Consider the following 16040-nt stretch of genomic DNA (forward strand, 5'->3'; position numbering starts at 1 on the left):
GAAAAAAGGAGGCCACCAGGGCCTCCTTCTTCTGTTGCGAACCGCCGTTACAAACTGGCAATCCGCGCGTGCTGCTCGGCCAATTTGCCCAAGGCCTGCTCAGCCTCGGCCAGCTTGGCTCGTTCCTTCTCGATGACCTCGGCCGGCGCCTTGTCAACGAAGCCGGCGTTGGACAGCTTGCCGCCGACCCGCTGCACTTCGCCTTTGAGGCGCAGGATTTCCTTGTCCAGCCGCGCCAGTTCGGCGGCCTTGTCGATCAAGCCGGCCATCGGCACCAGCACTTCCATCTCGCCGACCAGGGCGGTGGCGGACAGCGGCGCTTCCTCGCCAGCCGCCAGCACGGTCACCGATTCGAGCTTCGCCAGCTTCTTGAGCAGCGCCTCGTTTTCGTTGAGGCGGCGCAGGTCTTCGGCGTTGGCGTTCTTCAGGAACAAGGTCAGCGGCTTGCCCGGGCCGATGTTCATTTCGGCGCGAATGTTGCGCAGGCCGAGCATGAAGGTCTTGAGCCACTCGATGTCGTCTTCGGCTGCCGGATCGATGCGGCTTTCGTTGGCCACCGGCCAAGGTTGCAGCATGATCGTCTTGCCTTGGGCGCCGGCCAGCGGTGCGACGCGCTGCCAGATTTCCTCGGTGATGAACGGCATGAATGGATGCGCCAGGCGCAGGGCCACTTCCAGTACCCGAACCAGGGTGCGACGAGTGCCGCGCTGACGTTCGACCGGCGCGTTCTCGTCCCACAGCACCGGCTTGGACAGTTCCAGGTACCAGTCGCAATACTGGTTCCAGATGAACTCGTACAAGGCTTGCGCGGCCAGGTCGAAACGGAACTGGTCGAGCTGGCGGGTCACTTCGGCTTCGGTGCGTTGCAGCTGGGAAATAATCCAGCGATCGGCCAAGGTCAGTTCAACGGCTTCGCCGTTCTGGCCACAGTCTTCGCCCTTGTCCAGCACGTAACGTGCAGCGTTCCAGATCTTGTTGCAGAAGTTGCGATAGCCTTCGACGCGGCCCATGTCGAACTTGATGTCGCGACCGGTGGACGCCAGCGAGCAGAAGGTGAAGCGCAGCGCATCGGTGCCGTAGCTGGCGATGCCCTCGGCGAATTCTTCGCGGGTGGCTTTCTCGATCTTCTTCGCCAGTTTCGGCTGCATCAGGCCTGAAGTGCGTTTTTGCACCAGGGTTTCCAGGTCGATGCCGTCAATGATGTCCAGCGGATCCAGGACGTTGCCCTTGGACTTGGACATCTTCTGGCCCTGGCCATCGCGCACCAAGCCATGCACGTACACGGTCTTGAACGGTACCTGCGGCGTGCCATCTTCATTTTTGACCAAGTGCATGGTCAGCATGATCATCCGGGCGACCCAGAAGAAAATGATATCGAAGCCGGTGACCAGCACATCGGTGGAATGGAATTTCTTCAGGAATTCGGTCTGCTGCGGCCAGCCCAGTGTGGAGAAGGTCCACAGGCCCGAGCTGAACCAGGTGTCGAGGACGTCGTTGTCCTGCGCCAGGGCCACGTCCGGACCGAGGTTGTGCTTGGCGCGGACTTCGGCTTCATCGCGGCCGACATAGACCTTGCCCGACTCGTCGTACCAGGCCGGGATGCGATGGCCCCACCACAGCTGACGGCTGATGCACCAATCCTGGATGTCGCGCATCCACGAGAAGTACATGTTTTCGTATTGCTTGGGCACGAACTGGATGCGGCCGTCTTCCACGGCGGCAATCGCCGGCTCGGCCAGCGGTTTGGTGGACACGTACCATTGGTCGGTCAACCACGGTTCGATGATGGTGCCGGAACGGTCACCTTTCGGCACTTTCAGGGCGTGATCGTCGACGCTGACCAGCAGGCCGACGGCATCGAATGCGGCAACGATCTGCTTGCGCGCTTCAAAGCGGTCCAGACCGGCGTATTCGGCCGGGATCTGGCCATCGATGCTTTCGTTCAGTGTGCCGTCGAGGTTGAAGACCTGGGCTGCTGGCAAGACGTTGGCGTTCTTGTCGAAGATGTTCAGCAGCGGCAGGTTGTGGCGCTTGCCAACTTCGTAATCGTTGAAATCGTGGGCCGGGGTGATTTTCACGCAGCCGGTGCCGAATTCAGGGTCGCAGTAATCGTCGCCGATGATCGGGATGCGACGGCCAACAAGGGGCAATTCGACAAACTTGCCGATCAGCGCCTGGTAGCGCTCATCGTTCGGGTTCACCGCCACGGCGGAGTCGCCCAGCATGGTTTCCGGGCGCGTGGTGGCAACGATCAGGTAGTCCTTGCCTTCGGCGGTCTTGGCGCCGTCGGCCAATGGGTACTTCAGGTTCCACAGGAAACCTTTCTCGTCGTGGTTCTCCACTTCGAGGTCGGAAATGGCCGTGTGCAACTTGGTGTCCCAGTTGACCAGGCGCTTGCCACGATAGATCAGCCCGTCTTCATGCAGGCGCACGAAGGCTTCCTTGACCGCTTCCGAAAGGCCGTCATCCATGGTGAAGCGCTCGCGGCTCCAGTCCACGGACGAGCCGAGGCGACGGATCTGGCGGCTGATGTTGCCGCCGGACTCGTCTTTCCACTCCCAGACTTTCTCGAGGAATTTTTCGCGACCCAGGTCATGACGGCTCTGGCCCTGGGCTTCGAGACGGCGTTCCACCAGCATTTGCGTGGCGATACCGGCGTGGTCGGTGCCCGGTTGCCACAAGGTGTTGCGCCCTTGCATGCGACGGAAACGGATCAGGGCGTCCATGATCGCGTTGTTGAAACCGTGGCCCATGTGCAGGCTGCCGGTGACGTTCGGCGGCGGGATCATGATGGTGTAGGAATCGCCCGCGCCTTGCGGAGCGAAATAATTCTCGGACTCCCAGGTGTTGTACCAGGAAGTTTCAATGGCGTGCGGCTGGTAGGTCTTATCCATGCGCGGCGGGACCCTATTGGCATTCATTCAGGAAAAGCCGGGAAGTATAGCGGGGGGGGCAGCTACAAGCCACAAGCCACAAGCTGCAAGCGGGATCCGGCTTTTGCTTTTGATTTTACTTGCAGCTTAAAGCTTGTCGCTCGCAGCTGCGGCGACTAGCCGCTCCATCCTCGCATCCAGCCGGCGCTTGATCTCGGTCTCGATGTGCGGGGCGAAATCGTCGATCACGTCTTGCAGGATCAATTGCGCGGCCGCGCGCAATTCGCGGTCCAGGTGCAGCAGGGCATCCGGGCCTTTGGGCTCGGCCTGGGGGGCTGGCTTGGGTTCGGGCTGTCCATTGATCGGATCGAACAGCAGGGGGATCTGTTCGTCGTGCACGGGTTCATGCTCGACCGTATCGGTCAGCAGCGGTGGTTGCAGGTTGTCGTCTCCGAGCAGCTGGCGGATCGACTCAAGGTCATCCAGTAGTTGTGCGGGTTTTTGCGGTTTTGAAGTGTCCATCGAAGGCTCAGAGTCGCTGTAAACGGTGGTCTTGCAGAGGATAGCCCTGTTCGCGGTAGAAGCGGAAACTCTCCCGCGCGGCTTGTCGGATGGCCGGGTCTTCCACCACCACTTCCGCCACGCGGGCGAAGCGCTGGGCGAAGGCCGGCACTTTCAGGTCGAGGTTGACCAGCAGGTCCTGGTGCTGACCGCAGTCTTCCCCAAGCCCCAATACAATCAAGCCCTCGGGCTCGCTTTCCGCCGGGCCATGGGGCACGAAGCTTTCACCCTTGAAGGCCCAGAGGCGCGCATCGAGGTCGTCGCGCTGGGCGGTATCGCTGCAATGCAGGTAGATGCGATGGCCCATGCGCCAGGCCTTTTCAGTGAGCTTGCAGGCGAAATCCAGCCGCGCCGACGGATCGGCGCTGGGCAGGATATAGAAATCGACTTTGGTCATTGCGGTTCCTGAGCCGCCGCTGACGCCACCCGAGGGCGACGCCAACGACGGTCATCGGTGTCAGGCCTTGGCGCGGTCCAGCAGGTACTGGGTCAACAGGGGCACCGGACGGCCGGTGGCGCCCTTGTCCTTGCCGCCGCTGGTCCAGGCGGTGCCGGCGATGTCCAGGTGCGCCCAGTTCAGGTTCTTGGTGAAGCGCGACAGGAAGCACGCCGCCGTGATGGTCCCGGCTTTCGGGCCGCCGATGTTGGCAATGTCGGCGAACGGGCTGTCCAGTTGTTCCTGGTACTCATCGAACAGCGGCAGTTGCCAGGCACGGTCGTCGGCTTGCTGGCCGGCGCTGAGCAGTTGGCCGATCAGCTCGTCGTTGTTGCCCAGCAAGCCCGACGTATGGGCGCCCAGGGCGACGACGCAAGCGCCGGTCAGGGTCGCGATATCGATCACCGCTTGCGGCTTGAAGCGCTCGGAGTAGGTGAGGGCGTCACACAGCACCAAGCGGCCTTCGGCGTCAGTGTTGAGGATTTCCACGGTCTGGCCGCTCATGGTGGTGACGATATCGCCCGGACGCGAGGCGGTGCCGCTGGGCATGTTCTCGGCGCAGGCGAGGATGCACACCAGGTTGATCGGCAATTGCAGTTCGAGCACCGCGCGCAGGGTACCGAACACGCTCGCGGCGCCGCCCATGTCGTACTTCATTTCATCCATGCCGGCACCGGGCTTGAGGCTGATGCCACCGGTGTCGAAGGTAATGCCCTTGCCGACCAGTGCGTACGGCTTCTCGGATTTCTTGCCGCCGTTGTATTGCATGACGATCAGGCGCGGCGGCTGGGCGCTGCCTTGGCCGACGGCGTAGAACGAGCCCATGCCCAGGTCCTTGATCTTCTTCTCATCGAAGACTTCGACCTTGAGTCCCTTGAACTCCTTGCCCAGCGCCTTGGCCTGTTCGCCCATGAAGGTCGGATGGCAGATATTCGGCGGCAGGTTGCCCAGGTCGCGAGTGAAGGCCATGCCATTGGCGATTGCGGTGGCGTGGGTCACGGCGCGCTGGACTTCAGCCTGGGCGGCCTTGATGGTCAGCAGGGTGATTTTCTTCAGGGCGCGGGGTTCGGCTTTCTGGCTTTTGAATTGATCGAACTGGTATTCGCCATCCACCAGGGTTTCAGCCAGCAGGCGGTTCTTGCCATAGCTGTCGCGGCCCTTGACCACCAGTTCGTCCAATGCCAGTGCGGCATCGCCGCCGCCCAGGCTTTTGAGGGTGCCGAGCACGCCGGCGATGATTTTACGGAACGGACGGTCGCCCAGCTCGGCGTCCTTGCCCACGCCCACCAGCAGCACGCGCTCGGCCTTGAGGTTGGGCAGGCTGTGCATCAACAGGCTCTGACCGACCTTGCCAGCCAGGTCGCCGCGCTTGAGCACGGCGCTGATGGCGCCGCCGCTCATGGCGTCGAGCTGGGTGGCGACGACGCCAAGCTTGCGGTTTTCACCAACGGCAACCACCAGCGTGGCAGTCTTCAACGTTTCTGGGCTGACGCTTTTTACAACCAATTCCATGTCCGGATCCCTGAGTGAATGGTCAAGAGGCAGGCGCCGGGCAGTGGCGCGCTGGACAGCTGTCTTCTATCTATGAGGCAGCTTCGAGCGGCAAGCTTCAAGCGGCAAGCTGAAGCAGTACGCGTACTGCTCTGAACTTGCCGCTTGGAGCTTGCCGCTTGCAGCTGACCTTATAGAAGCGCCGGGGCATGCCGGCGACGAAGGCCGCAGTTTGAACCCCGGCGCCCGAGCCTGACAACCCTCGGCGTTGTTAACTTTTTGACGTTGAGGCGTCTGCATTAAAGCGTTCGCAGTGACAGGCGCCTCCAATCACAGGATAATGCGGCTCTTTTTTCGGCGGCTCGCTCGTATGGGCTGGCTCGATACGTGTCTTGTTTGGCCGCCTTAGCCTGACAATCCTGGAGTGTCTGGTTTGATCGTCTTCCGTTATTTATCCCGCGAAGTCCTGCTGACCCTGAGCGCTGTAAGCGCGGTGCTGCTGGTCATCATCATGAGCGGGCGTTTCATCAAGTACCTTGCCCAGGCGGCCTCCGGCGCCCTGGACCCAGGCTCGCTGTTCCTGATCATGGGGTTCCGCTTGCCGGGCTTTCTGCAATTGATCCTGCCGCTGGGGTTGTTCCTCGGTATCCTGCTGGCTTACGGTCGCCTGTACCTGGACAGTGAAATGACCGTGCTGTCAGCCACCGGCATGAGCCAGCAGCGTCTGTTTCGCATCACCCTGTTCCCGGCAACCCTGGTGGCGCTGGTGGTGGCCTGGTTGAGCCTGAGCCTGTCGCCCCAGGGCGCCAATCAGTTCCAGTTGCTGATCAATCAGCAGGACGCCATGACGGAATTCGACACCCTGGTGCCGGGGCGCTTCCAGGCCCTGCGCGACGGGACGCGTGTCACCTATACCGAACAGCTCTCGGACGACCGGGTCAACCTGGGCGGGGTCTTCATTACGCAAAAGAACCTGTCATCGGATACCAAGAAGGATCGCGGCATCTCCGTGCTGGTAGCAGAGAAGGGACGCCAGGAAATCAACCCAGACGGCAACCGCTACCTGATCCTCGAAAATGGCTACCGCTATGACGGCAAGCCGGGGCAGGCCGATTACCGCGCTATCAAGTACGACACCTATGGGGTGCTGCTGCCCAAGCCCGAGGTCAGCGACGAAGTCACCGACCGCGATGCGATGCCTACGGCCAGCCTGCTGGGCAACGATGACATTCGGGCCCGCACCGAGCTGCAGTGGCGCCTGTCGTTGCCCTTGTTGGTGTTCATCGTGACGCTCATGGCGGTCCCGCTGTCGCGGGTCAATCCGCGCCAGGGCCGTTTCCTCAAGCTGTTGCCGGCGATTCTTTTGTATATGGCTTACCTGACCATCCTGATTTCCGCCCGCAGCGCCCTGGAAAAAGGCAAGATCCCGCCGGCCCTGGGCCTGTGGTGGGTGCATTCGATCTTCCTCGTCATTGGCCTGGGGTTGCTCTACTGGGAGCCGCTGCGCCTGAAACTGGCCAGTCGTCGCAGCGCGCTGGAGGTGGCCCGTGGTTAAACTCGACCGCTACATCGGCAGCAGCGTATTCATGGCGATCCTTGCTGTCCTGGGGATCATTCTTGGCCTGGCGACCTTGTTCGCGTTCATCGATGAAATGGGCGACGTCAGCGATACCTATACGCTGCTGGACGTGGCGAGCTACGTCCTGCTGACGGCGCCGCGACGGCTTTACGACATGTTGCCGATGGCCGCGTTGATCGGCTGCTTGATCGGCCTGGGCAGCTTGGCGAGCAACAGCGAACTGACCATCATGCGCGCCGCTGGCGTGTCCATCGGTCGGATCGTCTGGGCGGTAATGAAGCCGATGCTGGTGCTGATGCTGGTAGGTGTGCTGATCGGTGAGTACGTCGCCCCGGCGACTGAAAACACTGCGCAGGCCAATCGCTCCCTGGCCCAGGGCGGTGGTGATGCGCAAAGCGCCAAGCATGGCCTCTGGCACCGCCAGGGCGCCGAATTCATTCATATCAACTCGGTCCAGCCCAACGGAACGCTGTATGGCGTGACGCGATATCGCTTCGATGACGAGCGTCACATGCTGTCGTCGAGCTTCGCCAAACGCGGCAAATTTACCGAGGATCATTGGCAACTGACGGAGGTCACCACTACCCTGTTCCATGACAAGCGCACCGAAGTGGTCACTGCCCATGAAGAGCGTTGGGACGTGGCCCTGAGCCCGCAATTGCTCAGCACCGTGGTGATGGCGCCGGACTCCTTGTCGATTACCGGACTGTGGGGGTATATCCACTATCTGGCGGACCAGGGCCTGAACAATGGTCGCTACTGGCTGGCTTTTTGGGTCAAGGTGTTGCAGCCGCTGGTGACCGCTGCCCTGGTACTGATGGCGATTTCCTTCATCTTCGGTCCGCTGCGTTCGGTGACCCTTGGCCAACGGGTATTCACCGGTGTGCTGGTGGGCTTCACCTTCCGCATCGCCCAGGATTTGCTGGGGCCATCGAGCCTGGTGTTCGGTTTCTCGCCGCTGTTCGCGGTGCTGGTGCCGGCCGGTGTCTGCGCGCTGGCCGGCCTCTGGCTGCTGCGCCGGGCCGGTTGACCGGCGCCCTTGTGGCAATGGCGCTTTTGTGGCGAGGGAGCTTGCTCCCGCTGGGTCGCGAAGCGGCCCTTGTTCTTATTCCACAAAAGCTCATCGACAGGCGAGCGTGACGCTTGCTCGATGGATCAGGTACAATTCCCGGCTATTTTTCCGCGGGCCATGCCTGCAGCCTTTTTGAGTGTTGATCAGTGAGTGATTTGAGTCATATCCGCAATTTCTCCATCATCGCCCACATTGACCATGGCAAGTCGACGCTGGCTGATCGGTTTATCCAGATGTGCGGCGGCCTGGCCGAGCGTGAAATGGAAGCCCAGGTCCTGGATTCCATGGACCTGGAGCGTGAGCGCGGGATCACCATCAAGGCCCACAGCGTTACCCTCTATTACAAGGCCAAAGACGGCATCACCTACCAGCTCAACTTCATCGACACCCCGGGCCACGTCGACTTCACCTATGAAGTCAGCCGGTCGCTGGCGGCCTGTGAAGGTGCATTGCTCGTGGTCGATGCCGGCCAGGGCGTCGAGGCCCAATCGGTTGCCAACTGCTACACGGCCATCGAGCAGGGTCTTGAGGTCATGCCGGTGCTTAACAAAATCGACCTGCCCCAGGCCGATCCGGACCGGGTAAAGGAAGAAATCGAAAAAATCATCGGCATCGATGCCACCGACGCGGTCACGTGCAGCGCCAAGACCGGCCTGGGCGTCGACGAAGTGCTAGAGCGCCTGGTCGCCACCATCCCCGCGCCGACCGGCAACATCGAAGATCCGCTGCAAGCGTTGATCATCGACTCCTGGTTCGACAACTACCTGGGCGTTGTGTCCCTGGTTCGCGTGCGCCATGGCCGCGTGAAGAAAGGCGACAAGATCCTGGTCAAGTCAACCGGCAAGATCCACCTGGTGGACAGCGTCGGTGTCTTCAACCCTAAACACTCCGCCACCGTCGACCTGAAGGCCGGTGAAGTAGGCTTCATCATCGCCGGTATCAAGGACATCCACGGTGCGCCAGTCGGCGACACCCTGACCTTGAGCTCCACCCCCGATGTCGATGTGCTGCCAGGTTTCAAGCGCATCCAGCCGCAGGTCTATGCCGGCCTGTTCCCGGTCAGCTCCGACGACTTCGAAGACTTCCGCGAAGCCCTGCAGAAGCTGACCCTGAACGACTCGTCCCTGCAATACACCCCGGAAAGCTCCGACGCCCTGGGCTTCGGCTTCCGTTGTGGATTCCTGGGCATGCTGCACATGGAAATCATCCAGGAGCGCCTGGAGCGCGAGTATGACCTGGACCTGATCACTACGGCGCCGACGGTGATCTTCGAGCTGCTGCTCAAGAGCGGCGAGACGATCTACGTCGATAACCCGTCCAAGCTACCGGACCTGTCGGCCATCGAGGATATGCGCGAGCCGATCGTGCGCGCCAACATCCTTGTGCCTCAGGAGCATCTGGGCAACGTCATTACCCTGTGCATTGAAAAGCGTGGCGTGCAGCACGACATGCTGTTCCTCGGTACGCAGGTCCAGGTGACCTACGACCTTCCGATGAACGAAGTGGTGCTGGACTTCTTCGATCGCCTGAAATCGACCAGCCGCGGCTATGCTTCGCTGGACTATCATTTCGATCGCTACCAATCGGCTAATCTGGTGAAGCTGGATGTGCTGATCAACGGCGAGAAAGTCGATGCCCTGGCATTGATCGTGCACCGTGACAACGCGCACTACAAAGGTCGCGCATTGACCGAGAAGATGAAGGAACTGATTCCGCGGCAGATGTTCGACGTGGCAATCCAGGCCGCCATTGGCGGGCAGATTGTGGCGCGCACAACCGTCAAGGCGCTCAGAAAGAACGTATTGGCCAAATGCTACGGCGGTGACGTTAGCCGTAAGCGCAAGCTGTTGGAAAAGCAGAAGGCCGGTAAAAAACGCATGAAGCAGGTCGGCAACGTGGAAATTCCACAGGAAGCCTTCCTTGCGGTGCTCAGGTTGGATAGTTAGGTCCTATGTCGCTAAATTTCCCGCTGTTGCTGGTTATCGCCGTGTTCGTCTGCGGCTTGTTGGCGTTGCTTGATCTGTTGTTCCTGGCGCCTCGGCGCCGGGCCGCGATTGCCTCTTATCAGGGCAGCGTCAGCCAGCCTGATGGCGTGGTCATCGAAAAGCTCAACAAGGAACCGCTGCTGGTCGAATACGGCAAGTCGTTCTTCCCTGTGCTGTTCATTGTGCTCGTGCTGCGCTCGTTCCTGGTGGAACCGTTCCAGATTCCGTCCGGTTCGATGAAGCCGACCCTGGACGTTGGCGATTTCATCCTGGTGAACAAGTTCTCCTACGGGATCCGGCTGCCGGTGATCGACAAGAAAGTCATCGAGATCGGCGACCCGCAACGCGGCGATGTCATGGTGTTTCGCTTCCCGAGCGACCCTAACGTCAACTACATCAAGCGCGTGGTCGGCCTGCCGGGCGACAAGATCCGCTACACCGCCGACAAGCGCCTGTTTGTCAACGGCGAGCTGGTGGCCGAGCAGTTGATCGGTTCCGAACCGGGCACCCTGGGCAGCGCCGAGCTGTACAAGGAAAAACTCGGCGAAGCCGAACACCTGATCCGCAAGGAAATGAGCCGCTACCGCGCCACGCCGGACCATTCGTGGACCGTGCCGGCTGGGCACTATTTCATGATGGGCGACAACCGCGACAACTCCAACGACAGCCGGTATTGGGATGATCCGAACATTCCCAAGGACATGCTGGGCATGGTCCCCGACCGCAATATCGTCGGCAAGGCCTTTGCGGTCTGGATGAGCTGGCCGGAACCCAAACTCAGTCACCTGCCGAATTTCTCGCGGGTTGGCCTGATCAAGTAATCACACACGGCGCTGTTGAACACAGCGCCGAATGCATTTCTGGAACCTGAACAAGGTTCCCGAAGGCATGAAGCCAACGATAGTCAGGACGTCATTTTTGAACACAGCGTTAATTGTCCCAAGTCAACGGCGCCTCGCCGCCGTGGCGGTGGAATCCAGCCACGAACTCAGCGTGGGTAAACCGTGAGCGTTTCTCTAAGTCGTCTCGAGCGCCAGCTCGGCTACACTTTCAAGGATCAGGAACTGATGCTCCTGGCCCTCACTCACCGCAGTTTTGCCGGGCGCAACAATGAACGCCTGGAATTCCTTGGCGATGCCATTCTCAATTTCGTGGCCGGCGAGGCGTTGTTCGAACGCTTTCCCCTGGCTCGCGAAGGCCAGTTGTCGCGTTTGCGCGCACGATTGGTGAAAGGTGAGACCCTGGCGGTACTCGCCCGCGGTTTCGACCTGGGCGAATACTTGCGCTTGGGCTCGGGTGAATTGAAAAGTGGCGGTTTCCGTCGCGAGTCGATCCTGGCGGACGCCCTGGAAGCATTGATCGGGGCGATTTACCTGGACGCGGGCATGGAAATGGCGCGTGAGCGTGTGCTGGCCTGGCTGACTTCCGAGATCGACAGCTTGACGCTGGTGGACACCAACAAGGATCCGAAGACCCGCTTACAGGAATTCCTGCAATCGCGCAGCTGCGATCTGCCGCGCTACGAAGTGGTGGATATCCAAGGTGAGCCGCATTGCCGAACCTTCTTCGTCGAATGCGAAGTGGTCTTATTGAATGAAAAAAGCCGAGGCCAGGGTGTGAGTCGTCGTATTGCCGAACAGGTAGCGGCTGCCGCAGCACTGATCGCCTTGGGCGTGGAGAATGGCAATGACTGATACAACCGTCACCCGCTGCGGCTATGTTGCCATTGTCGGACGGCCGAACGTGGGCAAGTCCACGTTGCTGAACCACATCCTCGGCCAGAAGCTGGCGATCACCTCGCGCAAGCCCCAGACCACCCGCCATAATATGCTCGGCATCAAGACCGAAGGCGCCGTCCAGGCGATCTATGTCGACACCCCGGGCATGCACAAGGGCGGCGAAAAGGCCCTGAACCGCTACATGAACAAGACCGCCTCGGCGGCGTTGAAAGACGTCGACGTGGTGATCTTCGTGGTCGACCGGACCAAGTGGACCGACGAAGACCAGATGGTCCTCGAACGCGTCCAGTACGTGACCGGCCCCTTGATCGTGGCGCTGAACAAGACCGATCGCATCGAAGACAAGGCCGAGCTGATGCCGCACCTGAGCTGGTTGCAGGAGCAGTTGCCCAATGCCCAGATCATCCCGATCTCTGCCCAGCACGGCCATAACCTCGACGCGCTGGAACGGGTGATTGCCGACCACCTGCCGGAAAACGATCATTTCTTCCCCGAAGACCAGATCACCGACCGTAGCAGCCGTTTCCTCGCCGCCGAGCTGGTGCGCGAGAAAATCATGCGCCAGATGGGCGCCGAGCTGCCGTACCAGATCACGGTCGAGATTGAAGAATTCAAGCAGCAAGGGAAGACCTTGCATATTCACGCCTTGATCCTCGTCGAGCGTGACGGCCAGAAGAAAATCATCATTGGCGACAAGGGCGAGCGTATCAAGCGCATCGGCACCGAGGCGCGCAAGGACATGGAGTTGCTGTTCGACTCCAAGATCATGCTCAACCTGTGGGTCAAGGTGAAGGGCGGCTGGTCCGACGACGAGCGTGCATTGCGTTCATTGGGTTACGGCGACCTGTAATCTGATTGGCTGGGGGCGGGCTCCCTCGCCACAAGATCTGTTCATCCATTGATATCTTATTGATATTCAGGCCCCCGATGCCGCCCACCCAACCCATCGCTCAATCCGCCTACGTCCTGCACTCGCGTGCCTACCGCGAAAGCAGCGCCCTGGTGGATTTCCTCACGCCACAAGGGCGGTTGCGGGCGGTGTTGCGTGGGGCGCGGGGCAAGGCCGGAACGCTGGCGCGGCCGTTCGTGCCGCTGGAAGTCGAATTCCGCGGGCGGGGCGAGTTGAAAAACGTCGGGCGCATGGAAAGTAATGGCGTGGCGGCCTGGCTCAACGGCGAGGCGCTGTTCAGTGGCTTGTACCTTAACGAGTTGCTGATTCGCCTGCTCCCGGCCGAAGATCCTCATCCCGCCGTTTTCGACCACTACGCCGCCACGCTGCAAGCCTTGGCCGAGGGGCGCCCGCTGGAGCCGCTGCTGCGTTCATTCGAGTGGCGCCTGCTGGACGACCTGGGCTACGGTTTTGCCCTGGACACCGACCTGCACGGTCAACCCATCGCCGCGGACGGTCTGTACCGCTTGCAAGTGGATGCGGGCCTGGAGCAGGTCTATCAATTGCAGCCCGGCCTGTTCAATGGCGTTGAGTTGCTGGCGATGGCCGAGGCCGACTGGACCGCACCGGGCGCCTTGGCGGCGGCCAAGCGTTTGATGCGCCAAGCCTTGGCGGTTCATTTGGGTGGTCGGCCGCTGGTCAGTCGCGAGCTGTTTCGCAAGCCCTGATCTACCCGTATGCTGTGGGCCGAATCTCTGTCCATTCAGGAGCGCTTTCGTGAGCACCAGCAATCGCATTCTTCTCGGCGTGAACATCGACCATGTCGCCACCCTGCGTCAGGCCCGCGGTACGCGTTACCCGGATCCGGTCAAGGCCGCGCTGGACGCGGAAGAAGCGGGGGCCGACGGCATCACCGTGCACTTGCGTGAAGACCGCCGTCACATCCAGGAGCGTGACGTGCTGCTGCTCAAGGACGTGCTGCAGACCCGCATGAACTTTGAAATGGGCGTGACCGAGGAAATGATGGCGTTCGCCGAACGCATCCGTCCGGCGCACATCTGCCTGGTACCGGAGACGCGCCAGGAGCTGACCACCGAGGGCGGCCTGGACGTAGCGGGGCAGGAGTCGCGGATCAGCCTGGCGGTGGAGCGCTTGTCGAAACTCGGCGCCGAGGTGTCGCTGTTCATCGACGCCGACGAGCGGCAGATCGAGGCCGCCAAGCGTGTCGGCGCACCGGCCATCGAGTTGCATACCGGTCGTTATGCCGATGCCGAAACGCCGACGGACGTGGCCGATGAGCTGCAACGGGTCGCCGATGGCGTCACCTTTGGCCTGGCCCAAGGGTTGATCGTCAATGCCGGCCATGGCCTGCACTACCATAATGTTGAAGCCGTCGCGGCCATCAAGGGCATCAACGAGCTGAACATTGGCCACGCGCTGGTAGCGCATGCGATGTTTGTTGGGTTCAAGTCGGCGGTGGCGGAGATGAAAGCGTTGATTCTGGCTGCAGCCAAGTCCTGAGCCCGTCCCATAACCCAATGTGCCTGCTCACTTGAGCTTGCAAATTCTATTGTGGCGAGGGGATTTATCCCCGCTGGGCTGCGTAGCAGCCCTAAAATCTGGCGCCTCGGTGTGTCAGGCAGATTGAGTTGAATGCTTTGGGGACTGCTGCGCAGCCCAGCGGGGATAAATCCCCTCGCCACAGGTTCATCACAACATTGGAAGTTGGTTACAGCTTATAACTGCGGGGATTCCTGGTTCGGCTTGCTCTTGTCGACACCCGGCACGTGCAGATTGCCCTCGGCCACCTGGTTGCCTTCAAGCTGCGGCTGGGTCACCCAGGTCAGGATGTCGTAGTAGCGGCGGATGTTCGCCACGAAGTGCACAGGTTCGCCGCCCCGAGCGTAGCCATAGCGGGTCTTGCTGTACCACTGTTTCTGCGACAGGCGCGGCAGGATCTTTTTCACATCCAGCCACTTGTTCGGGTTCAGGCCTTCCTTGGCGGCGAGCTTGCGCGCGTCGTCCAGGTGGCCGCTGCCTACGTTATAGGCGGCGAGCGCGAACCAGGTGCGGTCTGGCTCTTCAATGCTCTCGTCCAGTTGCTCCTTCATATAAGCCAGGTACTTGGCGCCGCCCATGATGCTTTGCTTCGGATCCAGGCGATTGGACACGCCCATGGCCTGCGCGGTGTTCTGGGTCAGCATCATCAGGCCGCGCACGCCGGTCTTGGACGTGACCGTCGGTTGCCAGAGCGATTCCTGATAGCCGATCGCCGCCAGCAGCCGCCAATCGACCTTTTCTTTCTTGGCGTAGGCCTTGAAGTGCTGTTCGTATTTGGGTAGGCGTTGCTGCAGATGCTGGGCGAACGTGGTGGCGCCCATGTAGCCGAGGACGTCGACGTGGCCGTAGTAGCGATCCTTGAGGCGCTGCAGCGTGCCGTTTTTCTGCACCTTGTCCAAATACGCATTGATCTCGTTGAGCAGGCTGTGGTCTTCGCCCGGGCCCACCGCCCAGCTTTGGCTGCGGGCATCGCCCAGGTCAAACGCCACGCGTACGTTGGGGAAGTACACCTGGTTCATTGCCACTTCGTTGGAATCCACCAGGGTCAGGTCGATCTGGCCTTCATCGACCATGCGCAGCAGGTCGACGACCTCAACCGCGTCGGACTCTTCGTATTCGATGCCCGGGTATTGCTGTTTCAACTGCGCCAGTTGTTCGGCGTGGGAGCTGCCCTTGAGCACCATGATCTTCTTGCCGGCCAGGGCTGCCGCGTCGGTAGGGCGCGACTGGCCGTTGCGGTAGATGATCTGGGGGGTGACTTCCAGATAAGGATGGGAAAACCGTACCTGTTTCTTGCGCTGTTCGCTGCTGACCAGGCCTGCGGCGGCCAGCACCGGGCCGTTGGGCTTGCCGACCTGGCCGAAGAGGTCGTCGAGATTGTCGGCGGTCTCGATTTTCAGTTCGACGCCCAAATCCTCGGCGAAGCGCTTCACCAGCTCGTATTCGAAGCCGGTTTCACCGTTGCGATCCTGGAAGTAGGTGGCGGGGCTGTTACGAGTGACGACCCGCAGCACGCCATCCTCCTTTACGCGCTCCAGTGTGTTGGGTTTCTCAACACAACCACTGAGCACCAGGAAGAGTCCGGTTGCGATCAGCCATCTGGCGTACCGCGGACGCAAAGCCGTTGGGGAAAACATCTGCGCAGTATACGCAAACGGCCTCGGCCGCCATATATCGACAGTGAAAGGCCAGTCTGCTAGAGGTTGCAAAACGTGTCCGCAACACAGGCGGGCCGGCGCGCGGCGGGTTTTATGTCGGTAAAAAATAACTCCATCGGGTTCTCGCAACAGCGGCGCGACCAAGCCGTCTGCGCCACGACCGACGTTCGGCTGGCATTGTCCCTACCGTTTCGGAT

At 60.9% G+C, this 16040-nt stretch carries 13 protein-coding genes; 8 read left to right on the forward strand and 5 right to left on the reverse strand.

Features of this window, described 5'->3' with window-relative positions; translation table 11 throughout:
* Positions 1–47: 47 nt before the first annotated feature.
* The 4 genes from J3P95_RS05815 to J3P95_RS05830 form a co-directional block, all read right to left on the reverse strand.
* Positions 48–2894 (reverse strand): valine--tRNA ligase, encoded by a 2847-nt coding sequence (locus J3P95_RS05815; RefSeq protein ID WP_434578341.1) that lies wholly within the window; start codon positions 2892–2894, stop codon positions 48–50.
* Between the two features lie 126 nt (positions 2895–3020).
* Positions 3021–3395, reverse strand: coding sequence for a DNA polymerase III subunit chi (locus J3P95_RS05820; RefSeq protein WP_434561427.1), 375 nt, complete (start codon positions 3393–3395; stop codon positions 3021–3023).
* A 7-nt stretch (positions 3396–3402) separates the two neighbouring features.
* Complete coding sequence (locus tag J3P95_RS05825; RefSeq protein ID WP_434578339.1) at positions 3403–3831, reverse strand: DNA polymerase III subunit chi; 429 nt, start codon at positions 3829–3831, stop codon at positions 3403–3405.
* Between the two features lie 60 nt (positions 3832–3891).
* Positions 3892–5382 carry a leucyl aminopeptidase gene (locus J3P95_RS05830; protein WP_434561431.1) on the reverse strand — a complete coding sequence of 497 codons (1491 nt, stop codon included), beginning with the start codon at positions 5380–5382 and terminating at the stop codon, positions 3892–3894.
* Positions 5383–5794: 412 nt separating this feature from the next.
* Between J3P95_RS05830 and lptF the strand changes: the two genes are divergently transcribed.
* The 8 genes from lptF to pdxJ all read left to right on the forward strand — a co-directional run bounded on the left by lptF (position 5795) and on the right by pdxJ (position 14146).
* Positions 5795–6916: an LPS export ABC transporter permease LptF gene (gene lptF / locus J3P95_RS05835; protein WP_434561433.1), complete on the forward strand. Its 1122-nt coding sequence runs from the start codon at positions 5795–5797 to the stop codon at positions 6914–6916.
* The gene (lptG, locus tag J3P95_RS05840) at positions 6909–7970 is read left to right on the forward strand and encodes an LPS export ABC transporter permease LptG (RefSeq protein WP_434578336.1); all 1062 of its coding nucleotides are present in this window, start codon (positions 6909–6911) and stop codon (positions 7968–7970) included. The genes lptF and lptG overlap by 8 nt, the downstream gene beginning before the upstream one ends.
* A 188-nt stretch (positions 7971–8158) precedes the next feature.
* Positions 8159–9958, forward strand: coding sequence for a translation elongation factor 4 (gene lepA, locus J3P95_RS05845; protein WP_186640887.1), 1800 nt, complete (start codon positions 8159–8161; stop codon positions 9956–9958).
* A 5-nt stretch (positions 9959–9963) separates the two neighbouring features.
* Positions 9964–10818: a signal peptidase I gene (lepB, locus tag J3P95_RS05850; RefSeq protein ID WP_186610936.1), complete on the forward strand. Its 855-nt coding sequence runs from the start codon at positions 9964–9966 to the stop codon at positions 10816–10818.
* Between the two features lie 183 nt (positions 10819–11001).
* The gene (rnc, locus tag J3P95_RS05855; RefSeq protein WP_186610935.1) at positions 11002–11691 is read left to right on the forward strand and encodes a ribonuclease III; all 690 of its coding nucleotides are present in this window, start codon (positions 11002–11004) and stop codon (positions 11689–11691) included.
* Positions 11684–12586: a GTPase Era gene (gene era, locus J3P95_RS05860; RefSeq protein ID WP_186610934.1), complete on the forward strand. Its 903-nt coding sequence runs from the start codon at positions 11684–11686 to the stop codon at positions 12584–12586. The genes rnc and era overlap by 8 nt, the downstream gene beginning before the upstream one ends.
* 77 nt (positions 12587–12663) lie before the next feature.
* On the forward strand, positions 12664–13353 hold the full coding sequence (gene recO / locus J3P95_RS05865) for a DNA repair protein RecO (RefSeq protein ID WP_434578333.1): 690 nt from the start codon (positions 12664–12666) through the stop codon (positions 13351–13353).
* 49 nt (positions 13354–13402) lie between these two features.
* On the forward strand, positions 13403–14146 hold the full coding sequence (gene pdxJ / locus J3P95_RS05870; protein WP_434578331.1) for a pyridoxine 5'-phosphate synthase: 744 nt from the start codon (positions 13403–13405) through the stop codon (positions 14144–14146).
* A 215-nt stretch (positions 14147–14361) separates the two neighbouring features.
* Here the strand turns inward: pdxJ and mltF are convergent, their stop codons facing one another.
* Entirely contained in the window at positions 14362–15822 is a 1461-nt protein-coding gene (gene mltF / locus J3P95_RS05875) for a membrane-bound lytic murein transglycosylase MltF (protein ID WP_434561439.1), read from the reverse strand.
* Positions 15823–16040: the final 218 nt, after the last annotated feature.

Source organism: Pseudomonas sp. Z5-35 (genome assembly GCF_051131945.1).
Lineage (GTDB): Bacteria > Pseudomonadota > Gammaproteobacteria > Pseudomonadales > Pseudomonadaceae > Aquipseudomonas > Aquipseudomonas marvdashtae.

Excerpts from the sequence above, each read along its gene's own strand:
- J3P95_RS05815 (WP_434578341.1), bottom strand. The coding sequence starts at position 2,894 with ATGGATAAGACCTACCAGCCGCACGCCATTGAAACTTCCTGGTACAAC.
- J3P95_RS05820 (WP_434561427.1), bottom strand. The coding sequence starts at position 3,395 with ATGGACACTTCAAAACCGCAAAAACCCGCACAACTACTGGATGACCTT.
- J3P95_RS05825 (WP_434578339.1), bottom strand. The coding sequence starts at position 3,831 with ATGACCAAAGTCGATTTCTATATCCTGCCCAGCGCCGATCCGTCGGCG.
- J3P95_RS05830 (WP_434561431.1), bottom strand. The coding sequence starts at position 5,382 with ATGGAATTGGTTGTAAAAAGCGTCAGCCCAGAAACGTTGAAGACTGCC.
- lepB (WP_186610936.1), top strand. The coding sequence starts at position 9,964 with ATGTCGCTAAATTTCCCGCTGTTGCTGGTTATCGCCGTGTTCGTCTGC.
- era (WP_186610934.1), top strand. The coding sequence starts at position 11,684 with ATGACTGATACAACCGTCACCCGCTGCGGCTATGTTGCCATTGTCGGA.
- recO (WP_434578333.1), top strand. The coding sequence starts at position 12,664 with ATGCCGCCCACCCAACCCATCGCTCAATCCGCCTACGTCCTGCACTCG.
- mltF (WP_434561439.1), bottom strand. The coding sequence starts at position 15,822 with ATGTTTTCCCCAACGGCTTTGCGTCCGCGGTACGCCAGATGGCTGATC.